The sequence below is a fragment of the Pseudomonas sp. AC247 genome (assembly GCF_979258015.1).
Window position 1 is genome coordinate 420,622 of record NZ_OZ409829.1, and the last position, 20,878, is coordinate 441,499.

General features: G+C 60.1%; 13 protein-coding genes. 9 read left to right on the forward strand and 4 right to left on the reverse strand.

Going from position 1 to position 20,878, the window contains the following annotated elements; all coding sequences use genetic code 11:
* Positions 1–29: 29 nt before the first annotated feature.
* Positions 30–995, reverse strand: a complete 966-nt coding sequence (locus ACZZ0B_RS02075; protein WP_463544277.1) for a 2-hydroxyacid dehydrogenase — start codon at positions 993–995, stop codon at positions 30–32.
* A gap of 285 nt (positions 996–1,280) precedes the next feature.
* Between ACZZ0B_RS02075 and ACZZ0B_RS02080 the strand changes: the two genes are divergently transcribed.
* Positions 1,281–1,910 carry a LysE family translocator gene (locus tag ACZZ0B_RS02080; RefSeq protein ID WP_008084004.1) on the forward strand — a complete coding sequence of 210 codons (630 nt, stop codon included), beginning with the start codon at positions 1,281–1,283 and terminating at the stop codon, positions 1,908–1,910.
* A 190-nt stretch (positions 1,911–2,100) separates the two neighbouring features.
* On the opposite strand, the gene ACZZ0B_RS02085 is transcribed toward ACZZ0B_RS02080, so the two are convergent.
* Positions 2,101–2,865: an AraC family transcriptional regulator gene (locus ACZZ0B_RS02085; RefSeq protein WP_463544278.1), complete on the reverse strand. Its 765-nt coding sequence runs from the start codon at positions 2,863–2,865 to the stop codon at positions 2,101–2,103.
* Between the two features lie 85 nt (positions 2,866–2,950).
* On the opposite strand from ACZZ0B_RS02085, the gene ACZZ0B_RS02090 reads away from it, so the two are divergent.
* The 5 genes from ACZZ0B_RS02090 to ACZZ0B_RS02110 all read left to right on the forward strand — a co-directional run bounded on the left by ACZZ0B_RS02090 (position 2,951) and on the right by ACZZ0B_RS02110 (position 12,655).
* On the forward strand, positions 2,951–4,123 hold the full coding sequence (locus ACZZ0B_RS02090) for an MFS transporter (RefSeq protein WP_463544279.1): 1,173 nt from the start codon (positions 2,951–2,953) through the stop codon (positions 4,121–4,123).
* 158 nt (positions 4,124–4,281) lie between these two features.
* Positions 4,282–5,964: a fatty acid--CoA ligase gene (locus ACZZ0B_RS02095; protein WP_158830462.1), complete on the forward strand. Its 1,683-nt coding sequence runs from the start codon at positions 4,282–4,284 to the stop codon at positions 5,962–5,964.
* Positions 5,965–6,299: 335 nt separating this feature from the next.
* On the forward strand, positions 6,300–8,189 hold the full coding sequence (locus tag ACZZ0B_RS02100; protein WP_463544280.1) for a DUF1302 domain-containing protein: 1,890 nt from the start codon (positions 6,300–6,302) through the stop codon (positions 8,187–8,189).
* Positions 8,190–8,216: 27 nt separating this feature from the next.
* Positions 8,217–9,581 carry a DUF1329 domain-containing protein gene (locus ACZZ0B_RS02105; RefSeq protein WP_463544281.1) on the forward strand — a complete coding sequence of 455 codons (1,365 nt, stop codon included), beginning with the start codon at positions 8,217–8,219 and terminating at the stop codon, positions 9,579–9,581.
* 338 nt (positions 9,582–9,919) lie between these two features.
* Positions 9,920–12,655 (forward strand): LuxR C-terminal-related transcriptional regulator, encoded by a 2,736-nt coding sequence (locus ACZZ0B_RS02110; protein WP_463544282.1) that lies wholly within the window; start codon positions 9,920–9,922, stop codon positions 12,653–12,655.
* A gap of 95 nt (positions 12,656–12,750) precedes the next feature.
* Here the strand turns inward: ACZZ0B_RS02110 and ACZZ0B_RS02115 are convergent, their stop codons facing one another.
* The gene (locus tag ACZZ0B_RS02115; protein WP_463544283.1) at positions 12,751–17,733 is read right to left on the reverse strand and encodes a M10 family metallopeptidase C-terminal domain-containing protein; all 4,983 of its coding nucleotides are present in this window, start codon (positions 17,731–17,733) and stop codon (positions 12,751–12,753) included.
* 213 nt (positions 17,734–17,946) lie between these two features.
* Between ACZZ0B_RS02115 and ACZZ0B_RS02120 the strand changes: the two genes are divergently transcribed.
* Together ACZZ0B_RS02120 and ACZZ0B_RS02125 are read left to right on the forward strand one after the other, a co-directional pair.
* Complete coding sequence (locus ACZZ0B_RS02120; RefSeq protein WP_463544284.1) at positions 17,947–18,591, forward strand: MBL fold metallo-hydrolase; 645 nt, start codon at positions 17,947–17,949, stop codon at positions 18,589–18,591.
* Between the two features lie 109 nt (positions 18,592–18,700).
* The gene (locus tag ACZZ0B_RS02125) at positions 18,701–19,438 is read left to right on the forward strand and encodes an OmpA family lipoprotein (RefSeq protein WP_008086951.1); all 738 of its coding nucleotides are present in this window, start codon (positions 18,701–18,703) and stop codon (positions 19,436–19,438) included.
* Positions 19,439–19,665: 227 nt separating this feature from the next.
* On the opposite strand, the gene ACZZ0B_RS02130 is transcribed toward ACZZ0B_RS02125, so the two are convergent.
* Positions 19,666–20,100, reverse strand: coding sequence for a Z-ring associated ZapG family protein (locus ACZZ0B_RS02130; RefSeq protein WP_008086953.1), 435 nt, complete (start codon positions 20,098–20,100; stop codon positions 19,666–19,668).
* A gap of 144 nt (positions 20,101–20,244) precedes the next feature.
* Here ACZZ0B_RS02130 and ACZZ0B_RS02135 point away from each other — a divergent pair, with 144 nt between their 5' ends.
* Positions 20,245–20,874, forward strand: coding sequence for an alpha/beta hydrolase (locus ACZZ0B_RS02135; protein ID WP_463544285.1), 630 nt, complete (start codon positions 20,245–20,247; stop codon positions 20,872–20,874).
* Positions 20,875–20,878 lie beyond the last annotated feature (4 nt).

Below are 20,878 nucleotides of genomic sequence, written 5' to 3' on the forward strand. Positions count from 1 at the left end.
TGCTCCTCAAAAAAAAGTGCCGCAGTTTATCAACTGACGACCCGCAGCGCCTTAGCGCTGAAGAACGCCTGAGCGTTTTCGGTCAATTGGCCGACGATGCGCTGCCGCGCTTCGACGCTGCCCCAAGCGTTGTGCGGCGTGACGATCAGACGCGGAATGTCGGCGGCCAGCAGCGGATTGCCTTGAGTCGGTGGCTCGACACTCAGCACATCGGTGGCCGCGCCGCCGAGGTGACCGTTGCGCAGGGCATCGGCCAGCGCCTGCTCATCGATCAGGCCGCCACGCGCGGTGTTGACCACGAACGCGCCGGGTTTCATCGACGCCAGCTCGCGCGCACCGATGAAGTGGCGAGTGTGTTCGTTGAGCGGGCAGTGCAGGGTGAGGGCGTCAATTTGCGGCAGCAATTCATCCAGCGGCAAGCGATCCGGGCGGGCAGGGCGACCGGGAAGCTGCCCGAGCAACACGCGCATGCCGAAGGCTTCGGCCAGTCGCGCCACGGCACCGCCGAGTTCGCCATGACCGAGCAAACCGAGGGTTTTGCCTTGTAGTTCAACGATCGGATAGTCGAGCAGGCAGAACTGTTTGGCTTGCTGCCAGCGACCTGCGCCGACGGCTTTCTGATAATCGGCCAGGCGTGTGGCGAGGTTGAGCAGCAGCATGATCGTGTGTTGCGCTACCGATGGCGTACCGTAACCCTGACAGTTGCACACGGTGATGCCGTGGGCGCGTGCGGCGGCGAGATCGACGTTGTTGGTGCCGGTGGCGGCAATCAGAATCAGCTTCAGATCGGGGTTGGCGGCCATGGCGGCGGCGTCGATCAGAACCTTGTTGGAAATGGCGACGGTAGCGCCTTGCAGACGTTCGCTGACTTGCTCGGGCAAAGTCTGGGCGAACAGTTGCAGATCGCTGAAACACTCGCGCAACGGGCTGAGGTCGAGGTCGCCGAGGTCGAGCGAAGGGTGATCAAGGAAAACCGCGCGGCGCGTGTTCGTCATCAACTGTACCTTTTAGGCTTTGAGCGTTGGGCGTAATCTGCCGAGCCTACCAGATGAAACAAATCGTTACGCAGACCCCGCCGCGAATACACAACCCTGTGGTGAGGGGATTTATCCCCGTTGGGTTGCGAAGCAGCCCTAAAACCATTCACCTCGGTGTATCTGCTCAATCGCGTTCGCCGGGTTTACGACTGCTGCGCAGCCGAACGGGGATAAATCCCCTCACCACAAGTGCTGCGTTTCCTACAGATTTTTTATTGACCAAGCTGCCCCAGAGGAGCCCCCATGTACTGGACCGAGTTCTTGACCGTTGCACTGATCCACCTGCTGGCCGTCGCCAGCCCCGGCCCGGACTTTGCCGTGGTGGTGCGCGAAAGCGTGACCCACGGACGTCGCGCCGGTACCTGGACTGCCTTGGGTGTCGGTACGGCGATTTTCCTCCACGTCGGTTATTCGTTGCTGGGCATTGGCCTGATCGTGTCGCAGTCGATCGTTCTGTTCAATGCCTTGAAATGGGCGGCGGCCGCGTACTTGCTGTACATCGGCTTCAAGGCCTTGCGTGCGCAACCGGCGAAAACCGTCACCGATGATCTGCACAAAGAGGCGGGCGTGCGCACCGCTCGCGGCGCGTTCACTTCGGGCTTCGTCACCAATGGCCTGAACCCGAAAGCGACGTTGTTCTTCCTGTCGCTGTTCACCGTGGTGATCAACCCGCACACGCCGCTGTCGGTGCAGGCCGGTTATGGCGTTTATCTCGCCGTGGCGACCGCGATCTGGTTCTGCCTGGTGGCGATGCTGTTCAGCCAGCAGCGCGTACGCGCCGGTTTTGCTCGCATGGGTCACTGGTTCGACCGCACCATGGGCGCGGTGTTGATCGCTCTCGGCGTGAAAATCGCCTTCACCGAAATGCACTGATCTTCCCTGTAGGAGCTGCCGCAGGCTGCGATCTGTTGATCTTGAAAGATCGCAGCCTCGTTGCACTCGTCAGCTCCTACAGAAATTGTGCCTGGCTGGTGTAGGAGCTGCCGAAGGCTGCGATCTTTTGATCTTGGTCCTCAAAAAAAAGATCAAAAGATCGCAGCCTTCGGCAGCTCCTACATGGCTCCTACACGAGTTGGCTGAGCTTGCTCAGGGTGTTGAGGTAGTCGCGGGGATTCTCGCCCAGCAAACGGCGAAACATCGCGCTGAACGCCCGCGCGCTGGCGTAGCCCAAATCCTGCGCCACGCGCTGCACACTGTCGCCGGCGAGCAGGCGGGGCAGGGCTTCCATCAAGCGCAATTGCTGGCGCCAGGCATTGAAACTCATCGTTAACTGTTGCTGGAACAGCCGCGCCAACGTGCGAGAGCTGGCGCCGACCTGCTGCGCCCAGTCTTCCAGCGTGTTGGGATGATCGGGGGTGTGCAGCAGCGCCAGGCAAATATTTTGCAGGCGTCGATCAGTCGGCATCGGAATGTGCAGCGGCAGGTTTTCCAGGCTGGCCAGTTCTTCCAGCATCAATTGCTGAATCAGCGGATTGTCGGCATGCGGCGGGCCTTGCACGGCGCGCAGAATCAGCTCGCGCAGCAGCGGCGTCACTGCCAGCACACAACACTGCTTCAGGCTGGCCGGCGACCGCTCGGGAGCGATGAACAGCGAGCGCATCTGCACGTCGCCACTCATGAAAATCTCATGCGCCACTTGCGGCGGTATCCACACCGCACGGCTCGGCGGAATCACCCATGCGCCCGACGCCGTGACCACGCGCATGATGCCGCTGGCCGCGTACAGCAACTGCGCCTCGCGATGCAGATGCAGCGGCTGGTGGGCGCCGTCGAGATAATCCCGGGGGTAGGCGCTCACCGGGCCGTGTTCAAAGTGGCTGATCAACATGTCTGATTCAATGACTTGCTTGGCAGGAATGCGCTTTCCGGCCAACTTAGCATAAGCGGCACACAACAACGTAAAGCGTGCCGCCATGAATCAATCGAGAAACGTTATTCGCTACATCAACGCCGCCCATGTGATCGATCACATGTTCATGCTGATTTTTCCCGCCGCCGTACTCGGCATGACCCAGGCCTTTGGCCTCGACTATGCTGCGCTGATCGGCCTGTCGCTGGGCGGCTTCATCGCTTTCGGTGCTTGCTCGCTACCGGCCGGTTGGCTGGGCGATCACTGGAGCCGGCGGCAAATGATGCTGGTGTTTTTCTTCGGCATCGGCGCCTCGGCGATTGTCACCGGCCTGAGCAACAGCCCGACGATGCTGGTAATCGGCCTGACCCTGATCGGCATTTTCGCTGCGATCTATCACCCGGTGGGCACGGCAATGCTGGTCGCCTACGCACAAAACCGTGGCCGCGAAATCGGCATCAATGGCATGTGGGGCAACCTCGGCGTAGCGTTTTCGGCGCTGATCACCGGGTTGCTGGTGGCGCAGTTCGGCTGGCGCTCGGCGTTCCTCATACCCGGTGCGGTGGCGATTGTTCTGGGTGTCGGCTTCGCCTTGCAGGTGCGTGAGGAGCCGATCCCCAAGCGCCCGCACACTCCGCTCAAAGGGGCCGGCGGTCAGCGCATTTCGATGGTCATGGTCTTCGCCGTGCTGGCGCTGGCCACAGCCACCGGCGGTGTGGTGTTCAACGCCACCACCATGACCTATCCGAAACTGTTTCAGGAGCGTTTGCATGAGCTGTTCGCCTCCCCGCAAACCCTCGGTGTGGTGGTCAGCCTGGCGTATGCCTTCGGGGCGGTCGCGCAGTTGAGCATCGGCCGGGTTTTGCACCGGCTCAGCCTGAAATGGCCGTTCATTGTGTTGACGCTGTGCCAGGCGCCGCTGCTGTTTGCGCTGGCTTACGCCGATGGCTGGACGGTGATTGCCCTCGGTGCGGCGTTCATGTTCGTGGTGTTCGGTCAGGTCACAGTCAACGATGCAATGGTCGCCAACTTCGTTGCGCCACAGTGGCAATCGCGGGTGTTCGCCTTGCGTTACTGTTTGTCGTTCGGTGCCAGTGCGACAGCGATTCCGCTGATTTCCTATGTCGAACCGCGCCATGGTTTTGTAGGCCTTTACTTGATTCTCGCGGGTTTCGGCGCGCTGACCTTCCTCGCAGCAGTGGTTTTCCCACGGACACCTTCTGAGGCAGCTGTATGACAAACGGCCTGATCGGTGAAGAAAACCGGCAAATGCTGGCGCAAAGCTAGCATTTGTACGGCTCTGCAAATCATTCCTTTGGCTGATTTGGCTGGCGTATAAGGGTTCTAGAGTACAAATCTCTACGCCAACACCGTGCAGCCAGAAAAGGGATTCATATGTTGCAGACTCGCGTCATTCCCCCGGCCGATGGGGCCTACCAGTATCCATTGCTGATCAAACGGCTGCTGATGTCCGGCGCCCGTTACGAGAAAACCCGCGAGATCATTTACCGTGACCAGTTGCGCTACAGCTATCCGACGCTGATCGAGCGCGTGGCGCGGCTGGCCAATGTGCTGACGGCCGCCGGTGTGAAGGCTGGTGACACCGTGGCGGTGATGGATTGGGACAGCCATCGTTACCTGGAATGCATGTTTGCCATTCCCATGATCGGCGCGGTGATTCACACCATCAACGTGCGCCTGTCGCCAGAACAGATTCTCTACACCATGAACCACGCCGAAGACCGCTTTGTACTGGTCAACAGCGAGTTCGTCGGGCTGTATCAGGCGATCGCGCCGCACCTGACCACGGTCGAGAAAACCCTGCTGCTGACCGATCTGCCGGAGAAGACTGCCGACTTGCCGAACCTGGTCGGTGAGTACGAGCAACTGCTGGCCGCCGCGAGTCCGCAGTACGACTTCGAGGATTTCGACGAAAACTCGGTCGCCACCACGTTCTACACCACCGGCACCACCGGCAACCCGAAAGGCGTGTACTTCACCCATCGGCAACTGGTGCTGCACACCATGGGCGTGGCGACGATCATGGGCTCCATCGACAGCGTGCGCCTGCTGGGCACCAACGATGTGTACATGCCGATCACGCCGATGTTTCACGTGCATGCCTGGGGCCTGCCTTATGTGGCGACCATGCTCGGGCTCAAACAGGTTTATCCGGGGCGCTACGACCCGGAATTTCTCGTCGAGTTGTGGCGCAAGGAGAAGGTCACGTTCTCCCATTGCGTGCCGACCATCCTGCAGATGTTGCTCAACGCCAAAGGTGCGCAAGACACCGATTTTGCTGGCTGGAAAATTGTCATCGGTGGCAGCGCGCTCAATCGCACGCTGTACGAAACCGCCAAGGCTCGCGGTATTCAGCTGACGGCGGCGTACGGCATGTCCGAGACCGGGCCGCTGGTGTCCTGCGCGCACCTCAATGACGAGCTGATGGCCGGCAGCGAAGACGAACGCACTACTTACCGGATCAAGGCTGGCGTGCCGGGGCCATTGGTCGAAGCGGCGATTGTCGACGGCGACGGCAACTTCCTTCCGGCCGACGGCGAAACCCAGGGCGAACTGGTGCTGCGCGCACCGTGGCTCACCGAAGGCTATTTCAATGAACCGCAGAAGGGCGCCGAGCTGTGGGCCGGTGGCTGGCTGCACACCGGCGACGTCGCCACACTCGACAGCATGGGCGTGATCGACATCCGCGACCGCATCAAGGACGTGATCAAGACCGGCGGCGAATGGATCTCCTCGCTGGACCTCGAAGACTTGATCAGCCGGCATGTCGCGGTACGCGAAGTAGCAGTGGTGGGCATCGCCGATCCACAGTGGGGCGAGCGCCCGTTTGCGCTGCTGGTAATCCGCGAAGGGCACGTGATCGGGGCGCGAGAGCTCAAGGAACACCTCAAGCCGTTCGTGGAATTGGGGCACCTGAGCAAGTGGGCGATCCCGAGTCAGATTGCCCTTGTTACTGAAATTCCCAAGACCAGTGTCGGCAAGCTCGACAAGAAGCGCATCCGCCTCGACATCACTGAATGGCAGGCCAACAACAGCACCTTCCTCTCGACACTTTAGTGTCTGCTGGCGCGCCGAAAACGGCGCGCCAGACCCACCAAGCAAGCGCTTGGCTTGTGAAATCGAAAAATTCAGCCATCCTTGCCGTGCCGACGAGTGTCGGACTGGCGAAAGGACTGTTCCAGAGTGGTTGGCGACTGCAAATCACACTTTAGAGGGATCAAGCAGTACCCCCTGCTGGATATAGTCCGTTCAAGGATTTTTAAGAACGGAGCACACGCACTGATTGGGGCGAGTAACTCTGGAGTGATTTCGGGCAGCCCTGGCGTCCGCTCCTCCACAGCGTTTTTAAAAGTACTCACTGCCATAACAATAATGCACATGGAGTAGCGTCGATGACCTCAGTAAACCAGTTCTGGCGCCGGGCGAAACTGCCTCTGGCGGTCAGTCTTGCCTCTTCGCTCGCCGGGCCCGCATTCGGCGTCAGTTTCAACGTCGGTGAAATCGAAGGCCAGTTCGACTCGTCTCTGTCGATCGGTGCCAGTTGGTCTACTCAGAGCCCGAACAAGAACCTCATCGGCGTCAACAACGGCGGCCATGGCCTGTCGCAGACTTCCGATGACGGTCACGCCAACTTCAAGAGCGGCGAAACCTTCTCGAAAATCTTCAAGGGCATTCATGACCTTGAATTGAAATACGGCGACACCGGCGTGTTCGTCCGTGGCAAATACTGGTACGACTTCGAACTCAAGGATGAAAGCCGCCAATTCAAGGACATCAGCGATACGGGCCGCAAAGAGGGCGCCAAGTCGTCCGGCGGCCAGATCCTCGATGCCTTCGTCTACCACAACTACTCGGTTGCCGATCAGCCGGGCTCCGTGCGTCTGGGCAAACAGGTGGTGAGCTGGGGTGAAAGTACTTTCATCGGCGGTGGCATCAACTCGATCAACCCGATCGATGTGTCGGCGTTCCGTCGTCCCGGTGCCGAGATCAAGGAAGGCCTGATCCCGGTCAACATGTTCTACGTCTCGCAGAGCCTGACCGAGAACCTCTCGGCCGAGGCGTTCTATCAACTGGAATGGGACCAGACGGTCGTCGATAACTGCGGCACATTTTTCTCGCAGCCTGACATCGTTGCCGACGGTTGCAACGACAACTTGCGCGTCTTGAACAAGCGCTCGCAAATCCCGGCCATCGCCCTGGGGCCATTGGCCGCCAACGGTGTCAACGTCAACGAAGAAGGGGTTCTGGTGCGCCGTGGCCCGGATCGCGATGCGCGCGACAGCGGCCAGTGGGGCGCGTCCTTCAAGTACATGTACGAGCCACTCGATACCGAGTTCGGCGCCTACTTCATGAACTATCACAGCCGTGCGCCGATCTTCAGCGCCACCGGTGCTCCGCAATCGGTCTACAACACGGCGCGCGCGCTGCCGGGGCCTTTTGCGGCACTCGCTCCCCTGCTGGTCGCGGGCAACTCGAACTACTTCATTGAATACCCTGAAGACATTCGCCTCTACGGTCTGAGCTTCTCCACCACCCTGCCTACCGGCACGGCGTGGAGCGGTGAGATCAGCTACCGTCCGAACGCACCGGTGCAACTGAACTCGACCGACATCCTGTTCGCCGGTGTGCGTCCGATCGGCGGCGCACTGACCAACGCTTCGATACTCAATGGCGTGCCGGGTCAGGATCTGCACGGTTACGAGCGCAAGGAAATCACCCAGATTCAGACAACGTTCACGCACTTCTTCGATCAGGTCATGGGCGCCAGCCGTCTGACCCTCGTCGGTGAAGTTGGCGCGACTTATGTCGGCGGGCTGGAAAGCCGTTCCGACATGCGTTATGGCCGCGATCCGGTGTATGGCCCGGGTGAGCTGCCGGCCACTGGTGGTATCAATACCTGCGCCAACATTCTCAATGCCAGCACTATCAATGGTGCAGGGCCGGGTTCGCCGCAGAACAACCGCAGCCGCAATTGCAACAACGACGGCTTTACCACATCGATGTCGTGGGGCTACCGCGGCCGTGCCATCTGGGAATACAACGATGTGTTTGCCGGTGTGAACCTCAAGCCTAACGTGGCCTGGCAGCACGACGTCAGCGGTTACTCGCCAGGCCCTGGCGGCAACTTCGAGGAAGGCCGCAAGGCGGTCAGCCTGGGTGTCGACGCCGAATACCAGAACACCTACACCGCGAGCCTGGCTTACACCAACTTCTTCGACGGCAAGTACACCACTGTGGATGACCGCGACTTCGTTGCGCTCAGCTTCGGCGTGAACTTCTAAGCACTGCATTTCAGGACGAACACACATATGAAAATAACAAAGAGTCTGTTCCACGCCGGTGTTCTGGGCCTGTCGCTGCTGGCGACCGGCGTCATGGCGGCGGTCCCTGCTGCCGAAGCGGACAAGCTGGGCAAGAGCCTGACCCCGATGGGCGCCGAAATGGCCGGTAACGCCGACGGTTCGATTCCCGCCTGGAAGCCGCTGCCGAAGAATGCCGGCAGCGTCGATGCGCGCGGTTTCCTGTCCAACCCTTACGCCAGTGAACAGCCGTTGTTCACCATCACCGCCAAGGATGCTGACAAGTACAAGGGCAAACTGGCGCCGGGGCAGTACGCGATGTTCAAGCGTTACCCGGAAACGTTCAAAATGCCGGTGTACCCGTCCCATCGCGGTGCCACTGTGCCGGATGACGTATTCGCCGCGATCAAGAAGAACGCTACCACCACCAATCTGGTGTCCGGCGGCAACGGTCTGGAGAACTTCGACACGGCAGTGCCGTTCCCGATTCCGAAAACCGGCGTGGAAGTGATCTGGAACCACATCACCCGCTATCGCGGCGGCAGCGTGACCCGTCTGGTGACCCAGGCCACGCCGCAACCGAACGGCTCGTACAGCCTGGTGTACTTCCAGGATCAGTTCGTGTTCCGCGACAAGATGAAGGACTATGACCCGAAAAACCCGGGCAACATCCTGTTCTACTTCAAGCAGAAAGTGACTGCGCCGGCGCGTCTGGCCGGTGGTGTGCTGCTGGTGCACGAAACCCTCGACCAGGTGAAAGAGCCACGTTCGGCGTGGGTCTACAACGCCGGTCAGCGTCGTGTCCGTCGTGCGCCACAAGTATCCTATGACGGCCCGGGTACTGCGGCGGATGGCCTGCGGACTTCCGACAACCTCGACATGTTCAACGGTGCGCCGGATCGCTACGACTGGAAGCTCGAAGGCAAGAAAGAGATGTACATCGCCTCCGACAGCTACAAGCTCGATGATCCGAAACTGAAGTACGCCGACATCATCAAGGCCGGTCACATCAACCAGGACCTGGCGCGTTACGAGCTGCGTCGCGTCTGGCATGTGGTTGCCACCCTCAAGGAAGGTCAGCGTCACATCTACGCCAAGCGTGACTTCTACATCGACGAAGACACCTGGCAGGCAGCCGTTATCGACCATTACGACGGTCGTGGCCAACTGTGGCGTGTAGCCGAGGCGCATGCCGAGAACTACTACGACAAGCAGGTGCCGTGGTATGCCCTGGAAACCCTCTACGACCTGCAGTCCGGCCGTTATCTGGCACTGGGCATGAAGAACGAAGAGAAGCAGGCGTATGACTTCGGCTTCACCGCCACCACCAGCGACTTCACCCCGGCCGCGCTGCGCCAGGATGGTGTTCGCTAAACCGCTGTAACCCCGAGGCCGCATCCTCGTAAAAACGCCCCGACTGGTTCGGGGCGTTTTTTTTGATCAGATTTCCCTGCTTATGTAGGAGCTGCCGCAGGCTGCGATCTTTTGATCCTGCTTTTTTGGGGGGCAAAACAAAGTCAAAAGATCGCAGCCTGCGGCAGCTCCTACAGGGATTCGTCACCGGGCGCGATTGATCGGTGATGGCGGATTTTGTCGGCGCTGTGTAGCTTTTTTGTAGCCATTTGTAGCAGCAACCTTCATTACCGCTACGTTTAAGGCTAGTCTGCGGACATCTGCAATGCCGCCAACAGCCATTCGAACAAGAGCCGGCCATGACTGATCTGTCTCCACTTCCGGGTCCCGCAAGTGTTGCCGTCGCGGCATTGAACGGGCGTTTTTTTCGCCCGCCATTGCCCGACGGATATGTGCTGCGACCACGACTCTGCGAGCGCCTGCAAGCCGGGCTCGGTGGTCGGCTATTGCTGGTGAGCGCTCCGGCGGGCTTCGGCAAGAGTTCGCTGGCGGTGGAGTTCTGTCAGAGCCTGCCGGCGCAGTGGCAAAGTCTGTGGTTGGGCCTGAGCCCGCGTGACAGCGATCCGGGGCGGTTTCTGGAGCGCTTGCTCGAAGGCTTGCAGGATTATTTTCCGCAACTGGGCAGCCGCGCACTGGGCCTGCTGAAGATGCGTCAGCGCCATCAGCCGTTTGCGTTTGAAGAATGGCTCGACGGCCTGCTCGATGAACTGGCCCTGCACCTTGATCCGGCGGCACCCTTGCTGCTGGTGCTCGACGATTACCATCTGGCCCAGGGCCCGGTACTCGATCGCTGCCTGCAATTTTTCCTCAATCATTTGCCGGACGGCTTGCTGGTCATGGTCACCAGTCGGCAACGCCCGGACTGGCACCTGGCGCGGTTGCGTCTGTCCCGCCAGCTGCTTGAACTGCACGAACAGGACCTGCGCCTGACCCACGACGAAGCCCTCACATTGCTCGATCGCCACAGCAGTTCACTGCGCGGCGAGGCATTGGAAAGTCTGATCCTGCGCAGCGAAGGTTGGGTGGCAGGCCTGCGTTTCTGGTTGCTGGCGATGGCGGAGGCCGGCAACGAAGCCGCGCTGCCGCAAGCGCTGAATGGCGGGGAGGGATTGATTCGCGACTATCTGCTCGAAGAAGTCATCGATTGCCTTCCGCCCGAAGTGCAGACGTTTCTCTATGACACGGCACCGCAAGAGCGCTTTTGCAGTGAACTGTGTGATGCGGTGCGCGAAGCCCATGACAGCGCCGAAATCCTGCGTTTCCTGCTCGCGCATCAGGTGTTTCTGGTGCCGCTGGATGAGCACGGGCACTGGTATCGTTATCACCATCTGTTTTCTGATCTGCTGCGCAGCCGGCCCATTGCCCAGCCGATGGTGCCGACCGCGACCCTGCACCTGCGGGCCTGTCGCTGGTTTAACGCGCAGGGGCTGCTCGACGAAGCGGTGGAGCAGGCCTTGCGCGCCGGGCACCTCGATGTGGCCGCCAATCTGGTGCAGAACCTTTCCGAGGAACAACTGCTCGCCGAGCAAAACGTCGGCATGCTGCTGCGCTGGAAAATGGACTTGCCCGACAGTCTGCTGATCAGCACGCCACGGCTGATCGTCCTCTACAGTTGGGCGCTGGGGCTGGCTTGCCAGCTCGATGCTGCCGAAGAGCTGTCCAGTCATTTGAGCCGCTTTCTGCCAGCGCCTTCGGCCACTGCGCAAAAGTCGATGCTGGCGCAATGGCTGGCGTTGAGCGGGATCATTGCCCGTGGTCGCGGCCACCGTGAACTGACGCTCAGGTATTGCAGCGAAGCATTGGAGAGCCTGCCCGCCAAACGCTACGGCCAGCGGCTGATGTGCCTGTCGACTCTGTCCAATCTGGCGATTGCCGATGGTGATCTATGGCGCGCCCGTGGTCTTAACCGCGAATCCCTTGAACTGGCGCAACGGGTCGGCAATCCGCTGTTTGAAGCGTTGGCCCATTACGACCGCGCGCGCGTATTGCAGTCGCGCGGTGAAATTCTGCGCGCGCTGGATGAAGTGCATCAGGGCCTGGAGCGCCTGCGCGGGCTGTCGCCGCAACGCTTGTATGCGGTGCGTGCACGGCTGACGCTGTACGAAGGTTTTTTGTTGGCGATGCGCTTGCAGCCGCAAGCCGCACGCGCACGGTTACTGGCCGGGATCGGCGAGGCGCGCGCCTGTCGTGATATCAGCGTGTTGATCGGTCACTGCGTGATCGCCCGCCTGGACGGCGGCGCAGGCGAGTTCGCCAAGGCCTTCGCCGAATTGTCCGAAGCTGAACGGCTGATGCACATCTGGGACGTGCCCCCCATCTATTATCTGGCGATGATCACCCTGGTCAAATGCGAGCTGTGGCTGGCGCAGGGGCGCACCGATCTGGCCGAAGCCTGGTTGGCGCGCCTAGGGCAGACGTATACCGGTGAGCGCGCTGCCGCACCGCCGGAGTTTCACCCGCAACTGCCCTTGCACGTCGAACTGCAACAGGCGCTACTGGATGTCATTCAGGGGCAGCCGATGCTCGCCGAAGGGCGTTTGAATGTGCTGCATGAGAACGGTCAGCAAACCGGTCGCCAGTTGCTCAGCGTGATGGCGCTGACCCAGAAAGTCGCTTTGCTGTTGGGCGCCGCACGGGAAGCGGAGGCGCGCAAAACGCTGGTGCTGGCGCTGGAGGCGGCTGGCGGAGGGGTTTTGCAGCCTTTCGATGCCTTGGTCAAAGCGTATCCGGACTGGTTGCGCGGGCAATTGATGTCGCTCGCTCAGGCGCCTGTATGCCAGCAATTACTCGAGCATTTTCCGCAGCCAGCGGCCCGGGTAATTGTTGAGACTTCAGCAACGGAACAGCTCAGTAGCCGCGAATTGGCAGTCCTGCGACTGATTGCCCAAGGCTGTTCGAATCAGGAAATCAGTGATCAGTTGTTCATTTCACTGCACACGGTGAAAACCCATGCCAGCCACATCAACAGCAAGCTGGGGGTTGAGCGACGCACCCAGGCGGTGGCGCGGGCCAAAGAACTGGGTGTGTTGGCATAACGGTTGCCGCCATCCCATAAAAGAAAACGCCCCGACAGTTCGGGGCGTTTTTTGTGCACCGTTCTGCATTGCGCAGAACGGTCAGTTCACTGCACTCAGGCCACGAGGTCCTGGGCGGAGAACGTGTTCACGCCGACCAGGTGAATTTCGAAGTCCGCACCGGCATTGCCAGAGACGTTGCCCGAAAGCACTTGATCGACAAAGCGCAGTTGACCGGCGCCGGTGAAGTCGCCCGAACCGATAAAGGTGAAGGCATCAAGGCCGGCAGTACCGAGATTGGCGTCAAAGGCCGACAGGTCGATCTTGTCACCCTGCAGGCTGCTGAAGTCATAGATGACATCACGCTGGGCGCCTTTACCGACTTCGCTGATGTCGTTGAAGACAAACGTGTCGGCTCCGGTGCCGCCGGTGAGCATGTCTGTGCCCAGACCACCGATCAAGGTGTCATTGCCGGCGCCGCCATTGAGCACGTTGTTGCCATCGTTGCCGGTGAGCACGTTGTTCAGGGCGTTGCCGTAGCCCAGCAGGTTGGCGCTGCCGGTCAGTTGCAGGTTCTCCACATTGGCGCCCAGGGTGTAGTTGATCGAGGAACGCACGGTGTCGATTTCATTGGCCAGGGTGCTGGTCTCGACCACCACATCTCCAGCGTTATCGACCACATAAGTGTCGTTGCCCAGACCGCCGATCAGGGTGTCGGCACCGGCACCGCCGTCGAGGATGTTGTTGCCGGCATTACCGGTGATCACGTTGTTCAGCGCGTTGCCCGTGCCGTTGATGTTGTCAGCGAAACGCAGCGTGAGGTTTTCCAGATTCGCGCCCAGAGTGTAGTTGGCGAGCGACGACAGCACGGTGTCGATCTCGGTCAGCGAGGTGCCGTTTTCGATGATCACGTCACCGACGTTGTCGACGAAGTAGGTGTCGTTGCCGGCACCGCCGTCCATGGTGTCAGCCCCTTCCTGACCGTTGAGGATGTTGTTACCGCTGTTGCCGGTCAGCACGTTGTCCAGGCCGTTGCCGACCAGATACAGATCGCTGCTGCCCAGCAACTGACCGTCCTCGACGTTGGCGGTCAGGGTGTAGCTGATGTTGCTCAGGACACGGTCATGGCCTTCACCGATGCCTTCGATCACCTTGTCACCGACGTTGTCGATCACGTAAGTGTCGTCGCCAGTGCCACCGGCCAGCGTGTCTGCACCGACTGCGCCGTCCAGACGGTCGTTGCCGGCGCCGCCGTTCAGCGTGTCGTTGCCAGCGCCGCCGAGCAGGTAGTTGTCCTGAGCGTTGCCTTGCACGGTGTAGTTGCCGGTGCCCATCAGCCAGACGTTTTCGACGTTGCCGAGGTTGGCCAGATTGAGGTTGACGGTGTTGTTCGAAGCCGTGGCGTTGTAGTAGATGCGCAGGGTGTCGCTGCCTTCGCTGGCATTCTCCTGGATCAGTGCCAACTCGCCGCTCTGGTCGAGATAGTAGGTGTCGTCACCGTCGCCACCGATCATGGTGTCCAGCCCGGCGCCACCGTTGAGCACGTTGTTGCCGCTGTTGCCGGTCATCACGTTGTTCAGCGCGTTGCCATTGGCATTCAGGTTGGCCGTACCGGTCAACACGATGTTTTCCAGATTGGCGCCCAGGCTGTAGTTGATCGAGGAGCGAACGGTGTCGATTTCGTTGGCCAGTGTGCTGGTCTCGACCACCACATCGCCGACGTTATCGACCACGTAGGTGTCGTTGCCCAGACCGCCGATCATCCGGTCGGCACCCGCGCCACCATCCAGAATGTTATCGCCGGCATTACCGGTGATGACGTTGTTCAGCGCGTTGCCGGTGCCGTTGATGTTGTCGGCAAAACGCAGGGTCAGGTTTTCCAGGTTGGCGCCCAAGGTGTAGTTGGCGAGCGACGACAGCACGGTGTCGATCTCGGTCAGCGAGGTGCCGTTTTCGATGATGACGTCACCGAGGTTGTCGACGAAGTAGGTGTCGTTGCCGGCACCGCCGGCCATGATGTCGGCGCCTTCTTGACCGTTGAGGATGTTGTTACCGCTGTTGCCGGTCAGCACGTTGTCCAGGCTGTTACCCACCAGGAACAGGTCGCTGGTGCCCAGCAACTGGCCATCTTCGACGTTGGCAGTCAGGGTGTAACCGATGTTGCTCAGGACAAGGTCACGGCCTTCGCCGCCCAGTTCGATGACCACATCGCCGGCATTGTCGATGACATAGGTGTCGTCACCGCTGCCGCCGATCAAGGTGTCGGCACCGGCCGCACCATCCAGACGATCGTTGCCGGCACCGCCCTGCAGCGTGTCCGCCGAGGCGCTGCCGAGCAAGTAGTTGTTCAGGCTGTTGCCTTGCACGTTATAGCCGCCGGTCCCCATCAGCCAGACGTTCTCGACGTTGGTCAGATTGCCCAGGTTCAGGTTGACGACGTTGGTCATCGGGGTGGCGTTGTAATAGATGCGCAGGGTGTCGCTGCCTTCATTGGCATTTTCCTGGATCAGTGACAGCTCGCCGCTTTGGTCGAGGTAGTAGGTGTCGTCACCGTCGCCACCGATCATGGTGTCCAGCCCGGCGCCACCGTTGAGCACGTTGTTGCCGCTGTTGCCGGTCATCACGTTGTTGAGGGTGTTGCCGTTGGCATTGAGGTTGGCAGAGCCGGTCAGCACGATGTTCTCGATGTTGGCGCCCAGGCCGTAGTTGATCGAGGAACGCACGGTATCGATCTCGGTCATCAAAGTGCTGGTTTCGACCACCACGTCACCGACGTTGTCGACCACATACGTGTCGTTGCCCAAGCCGCCGATCATCCGGTCGGCACCCGCGCCACCATCCAGAATGTTATCGCCGGCATTACCGGTGATGACGTTGTTCAGCGCGTTGCCGGTGCCGTTGATGTTGTCGGCAAAACGCAGGGTCAGGTTTTCCAGGTTGGCGCCCAAGGTGTAGCTGGCGAGCGACGACAGCACGGTGTCGATCTCGGTCAGCGAGGTGCCGTTTTCGATGATCACGTCACCGACGTTGTCGACGAAATAGGTGTCGTTGCCGGCACCGCCGGCCATGATGTCGGCGCCTTCCTGACCGTTGAGGATGTTGTTGCCGCTATTACCGGTCAGCACGTTGTCCAGGCCGTTACCGATCAGGAACAGGTCGCTGCTGCCAAGCAACTGGCCATCTTCGACGTTGGCGGTCAGGGTGTAACCGATGTTGCTCAGCACGCGGTCGTGGCCTTCGCCGACGCCTTCGATGACGACGTCACCGGCGTTGTCGATCACGTAAGTGTCATCGCCGATGCCACCGGCCAGGGTGTCGGCACCGGCCGCGCCGTCGAGACGGTCGTCGCCGGCCCCGCCCTGGAGGTTGTCGTTGCCAGCACCGCCGAGCAGGTAGTTGTCCTGAGCGTTGCCTTGCACGGTGTAGTTGCCGGTGCCCATCAGCCAGACGTTTTCAACGTTGGTGAGGTTGCTCTGGTTGAGATCGACGGTGGAATTCGAAGCCGTGGCGTTGTAGTAGACGCGCAGGGTGTCGTTACCCTCGCTGGCGTTTTCCTGAACCAGTCCCAGTTCAGCGGCCTGATCGAGGTAGTAGGTGTCATCCCCGCCGCCGCCGATCATGGTGTCCACGCCTGCGCCACCGTTGAGCACGTTGTTGCCGCTGTTGCCGGTCATCACGTTGTTGAGGGTGTTGCCGTTGGCATTCAGGTTGGCCGTGCCGGTCAACTCGATGTTCTCGACGTTCGCACCCAGGCTGTAGTTGACAGACGATTTGACGGTGTCGATCCCGCCACCCACTTCGTTGTTTTCAACGACGACGTCGCCGGCATTGTCGACGATGTAAGTGTCGTTGCCACCGCCACCGATCAGGGTGTCGGCACCGGCACCACCGTCCAGCGTATTTTGCCCCCAGTTACCGGTGATGACGTTGTTCAAGGCATTGCCGGTGCCCGCGAGATTGCCGGTGCCCATCAGCACGAGGTTTTCGACGTTCGCGGTCAGGGTGTAATCGATATAGCTGAGCACCGTATCGATTTCGCTCGACAGGGTGCTTGTCTCGATGACGGTGTCGCCGATGTTGTCGACGAAATAGGTGTCGTTACCGGTACCACCCATCATGGTGTCGGCGCCGCCCCGGCCGTTGAGGATGTTGTCCAGGGCGTTGCCGATCAGGCTGTCATCGTTGTCACTGCCGACGGCATTTTCAATCTTCGCGCCGTAGGCGATGGCCAGGCCTTCGTTGAAGGCGGTCATGGTCTTGATATCGAGGAAGGCCTTGCCGATCTGACTGAAGGCACCCTCGTTGAGGTTGATGCGCACGGCGTTCAACTGGTTGGTGGCGTCGATGGTGTCAACGCCGCCGGCATCCCAAATGGTTTCAAAAACCGATTGATTGCTCGCCCAGGAGTAGGTGGTGTTACCGGCCTGCCACAAGGTGTTGGCGCCATATAGACTCTGGATGGCGAGGATATCCAGCAACATCGGGGTCGTTGGCTGATAGGAATATGAATCGTTGTAACTCATGACCGTATAACGAACGTCGTCCAGCGTTGCGTCCAGTACGGTGCTGTTGGTCAGGCTGGTGGCGAACGGATGCTTGAGGCCGATGGCATGACCGATTTCGTGAACGAACGTCAGGTAATCGTAGGAGCCTTTGACCGGGTTGGCCTGGTTGGTCTCGGGGCCGATCCAGACGTCACCGGATTTGGGTGTGCTGCCGGGCAGATAGGCCCAGGCCACGGTTCCGCTCTCCATCAGAGAATATCCGCCGAAGCGCAGGTCGCCGACATTGGTGATGGTGTCGGTGGTCTGGCTAAACTTGATGTTCGCCACGGCGCTCCACGCAGCCAGGGCGCTGACAACGGCAACCTGCTGGTTGGCGGTCAGAGCGAAAACCGCGTTGTATTCGTTATCCGCACTGTAACTGGTGGCGAAATACGAAGAAACCGGGTTGATGAAGCTGAAGGTCAATTCAGTGGGGGCACTCTTGTCATACCACTTGGTGCTTTCCCATTGTGTGCCGGAAATCAGACTGTTGACGAGTGTGTTGCCGGTCAACGATGAAGAAGTGCTGTCTGTTGATTGAGTCGGGCGTGGCATGCGGAATTTCCTGGATGGGCCGCGGCCTATCCTGGATGTGGCCGCTACAGAGGGCGATTTTGCAACAAAAACGTTACACGTGACATCATATTGACACTATTTTTTTGACTGGCCGACGCGTGGCACCCAGCAATGATGTATCGGCTGGTGGCATGGAATCCTGAGGTCGGCAAACGTATCCTGCGATCAATCCAATACCTTGCAGGAGTTCCCATGCACGCCGTCACGCCAGCGCTGATCCGCGAAACCTTCCCCGTCGGCCCGTTGCAGTGCAACTGCACGATCATCGGCGACCCGATCACCAAAAAAGCCATCGTCGTCGACCCGGGTGGCAACCCCGATCTGATCATGGCGCGCCTGGATGCGTTGGGTCTGAAAGTGGTGAGCATCATCCACACCCACGCACACCTCGATCACTTCCTCGCTTCCGGGCAGATGAAGGAGAAAACCGGCGCGACCCTGCATCTGCATAAGGAAGATCAATTCCTGTGGGACAACCTGGAGATGCAATGCCAGATGTTCGGCGTGCCTTACGTGCCGGTGCCATCGCCGGATCGCTGGTTGAGCGACGATGAGGAGTTGGCCTGTGGCTGCGGCGTGGCACTGCATACGCCGGGGCATACGCCTGGTTCCATGAGCTTTTGGTTTTCCGAGGCTAAGCTGTTGATAGCCGGCGACACATTGTTTCGTCGCGGTGTAGGGCGCACGGATTTGTGGGGCGGCGATCAGGCGACTATTGTCCGCTCAATCAAGCAACGGCTGTACACCCTGGACGAAGACGCCACGGTTGTGACCGGCCATGGTCCGGATACGCGTCTGGGCGATGAAATGCGCGAGAACCCGTTTGTGCGTGCCTAAATATTTTGTCACGGGTTGTCGGCGGAATTTTTCGGCATTGTCATGATCCAACGCCCGCACAGGTCCATTGCCAAATGGCCACCATAGAATGCAAAAGTAGGAGCTTTCCATGTTCACCACGCGTCGTTTGATTATTGTCGCTACTGCCGTGGCCGTGCTGTCCGGCTGCGCCTCGCCCAACCCGTATGACAATCAGGGTCAGGCCGACGGCGGCTCGCAAGGCATGAGCAAAACCGCCAAGTACGGAGGACTCGGTGCACTCGCCGGCGCACTGGCCGGTGCCGCCATCGGTCACGACAATCGTGGCAAGGGCGCGTTGATCGGCGCTGCCGTGGTAGGTGCCTCGGCAGCCGGCTACGGTTACTACGCCGACCAGCAAGAGAAAAAACTGCGCGCGAGCATGGCCAACACCGGTGTTGAGGTGCAGCGCCAGGGCGATCAGATCAAGCTGATCATGCCGGGCAATATCACCTTCGCCACCGACTCGGCGAACATCGCTTCCAGCTTCTACCAGCCGCTGAACAACCTCGCGGGCTCGCTGAAGGAATTCAGCCAGAACCAGATTGAAATCGTCGGCTACACCGACAGCACCGGCAGCCGCCAGCACAACATGGACCTGTCGCAGCGTCGTGCGCAGAGCGTGGCGACCTACCTGACCTCGCAAGGCGTCAGCGGTGCCAATCTGTCGGCCCGTGGCGCCGGCCCGGATAACCCGATTGCCAGCAACGGTGACGTCAATGGCCGGGCGCAGAACCGTCGGGTCGAGGTCAACCTTAAGGCGATCCCGGGGCAGCAGTATGGTGGTCAGCAGCAACAGCAGCCGGGCACGGTTCAGCAGTATCCGTAAACGATTGCCCGTATGAAGAAATGCCCGATCCGGTGATCGGGCATTTTTTTGTGTGGCCGGTTATGGCCTCATCGCGAGCAGGCTCACTCCTACAGGGGAATGCATTTCAAAATGTAGGAGTGAGCCTGCTCGCGATGGCGATCAAATCGGCCCCACAAAACTATCAGATACAAAAAAGCCCCCGGACACTTCACTGTCCGGGGGCTTTTGTTTGCAGCGAAGGCTGATTACTTCTTCAGACCATAATGCTCATCGAGCATTCCCGGTGCATTCGGGGTTTTCGGTGCGTAGTCGCGCGGCGGCTCTTGATCGCGCGGTGGCGTCAGGCGTTCGCGCGGGGTCTGTACCGCGTCGGCGTGCAGCGCGGCGATCAGGCGTTGACGGGTCTGCTCGTCCAGGGCCAGACGGTTGGCGCCCTCGGCGAGATGATCCTGCACTTCCTGATAGCTCTGGGTCAGTTTCTTGACCAGCGTCGCGGTGCTGTTGAAGTGGGTGACCACCTCGTTCTGATAACTGTCGAAACGCTCCTGGATATCATCCAGTTGACGCTGCGTGCGGCTCGGCGCGGCGCTTGGCACAACGCGCGCGATCAGGAATCCAATGGCGACACCCACAACCAGGGCAAGAGTCGGTAACAACCAAACTAAGAGCGAGTGTTCCACGAGTCCTTCCTCTATAAACGGCTTTGCTTTACGTTAACGGCTCGAACCTGCGCTGTATACCGCGATTCACTCGCAATAGATTGGCACAGACAATTTGCTAGACGAGTCGACCCGATTCGAGGTCACGGAGTTCCTTCCTTGCTGATGCGTGAAACCCCTGTAGTGATTGCCGGCCCAGTCGGCCAAATCGAAGCCTTGTACCTCGACAATGAGCAGCCGCGCGGCATCGCGCTGATCTGCCATCCGAACCCGGTGCAGGGCGGCACCATGCTCAACAAGGTCGTCTCGACCCTGCAGCGCACCGCGCGCGACGCCGGCCTGATTACCTTGCGCTTCAACTATCGCGGCGTCGGCGCCAGCGAAGGTTCGCACGACATGGGCACCGGTGAAGTCGACGATGCCCAGGCGGCTGCGGCATGGCTGCGGGAAAAACACCCGGATCTGCCGCTGACCCTGTTCGGTTTTTCCTTCGGCGGATTTGTTGCTGCAAGTCTCGGCGGTCGTCTTGAAGACCAAGGCGTGCAGCTCAAGCACCTGTTCATGGTCGCGCCGGCGGTCATGCGTCTGGGCGAGCAGGATCAATTGCCGCAGCAGGGCGAACTCACCGTGATCCAGCCGGAAACCGACGAAGTCATCGAGCCTCAGCTGGTTTACGACTGGTCGGAAAAACTCCAGCGCCCCCATGAGCTGTTGAAAGTGGCAGAATGCGGACACTTTTTTCATGGCAAGCTGACCGATCTCAAGGATCTGATCCTGCCGCGTCTCTCGAATTGATTGC

Bases quoted from the DNA above. Each gene is read 5' to 3' on its own strand.
- ACZZ0B_RS02115 (WP_463544283.1), bottom strand. From the start codon at position 17,733: ATGCCACGCCCGACTCAATCAACAGACAGCACTTCTTCATCGTTGACC.
- ACZZ0B_RS02135 (WP_463544285.1), top strand. From the start codon at position 20,245: ATGCGTGAAACCCCTGTAGTGATTGCCGGCCCAGTCGGCCAAATCGAA.
- ACZZ0B_RS02120 (WP_463544284.1), top strand. From the start codon at position 17,947: ATGCACGCCGTCACGCCAGCGCTGATCCGCGAAACCTTCCCCGTCGGC.
- ACZZ0B_RS02080 (WP_008084004.1), top strand. From the start codon at position 1,281: ATGTACTGGACCGAGTTCTTGACCGTTGCACTGATCCACCTGCTGGCC.
- ACZZ0B_RS02110 (WP_463544282.1), top strand. From the start codon at position 9,920: ATGACTGATCTGTCTCCACTTCCGGGTCCCGCAAGTGTTGCCGTCGCG.
- ACZZ0B_RS02105 (WP_463544281.1), top strand. From the start codon at position 8,217: ATGAAAATAACAAAGAGTCTGTTCCACGCCGGTGTTCTGGGCCTGTCG.
- ACZZ0B_RS02095 (WP_158830462.1), top strand. From the start codon at position 4,282: ATGTTGCAGACTCGCGTCATTCCCCCGGCCGATGGGGCCTACCAGTAT.
- ACZZ0B_RS02125 (WP_008086951.1), top strand. From the start codon at position 18,701: ATGTTCACCACGCGTCGTTTGATTATTGTCGCTACTGCCGTGGCCGTG.
- ACZZ0B_RS02090 (WP_463544279.1), top strand. From the start codon at position 2,951: ATGAATCAATCGAGAAACGTTATTCGCTACATCAACGCCGCCCATGTG.
- ACZZ0B_RS02075 (WP_463544277.1), bottom strand. From the start codon at position 995: ATGACGAACACGCGCCGCGCGGTTTTCCTTGATCACCCTTCGCTCGAC.
- ACZZ0B_RS02100 (WP_463544280.1), top strand. From the start codon at position 6,300: ATGACCTCAGTAAACCAGTTCTGGCGCCGGGCGAAACTGCCTCTGGCG.
- ACZZ0B_RS02085 (WP_463544278.1), bottom strand. From the start codon at position 2,865: ATGTTGATCAGCCACTTTGAACACGGCCCGGTGAGCGCCTACCCCCGG.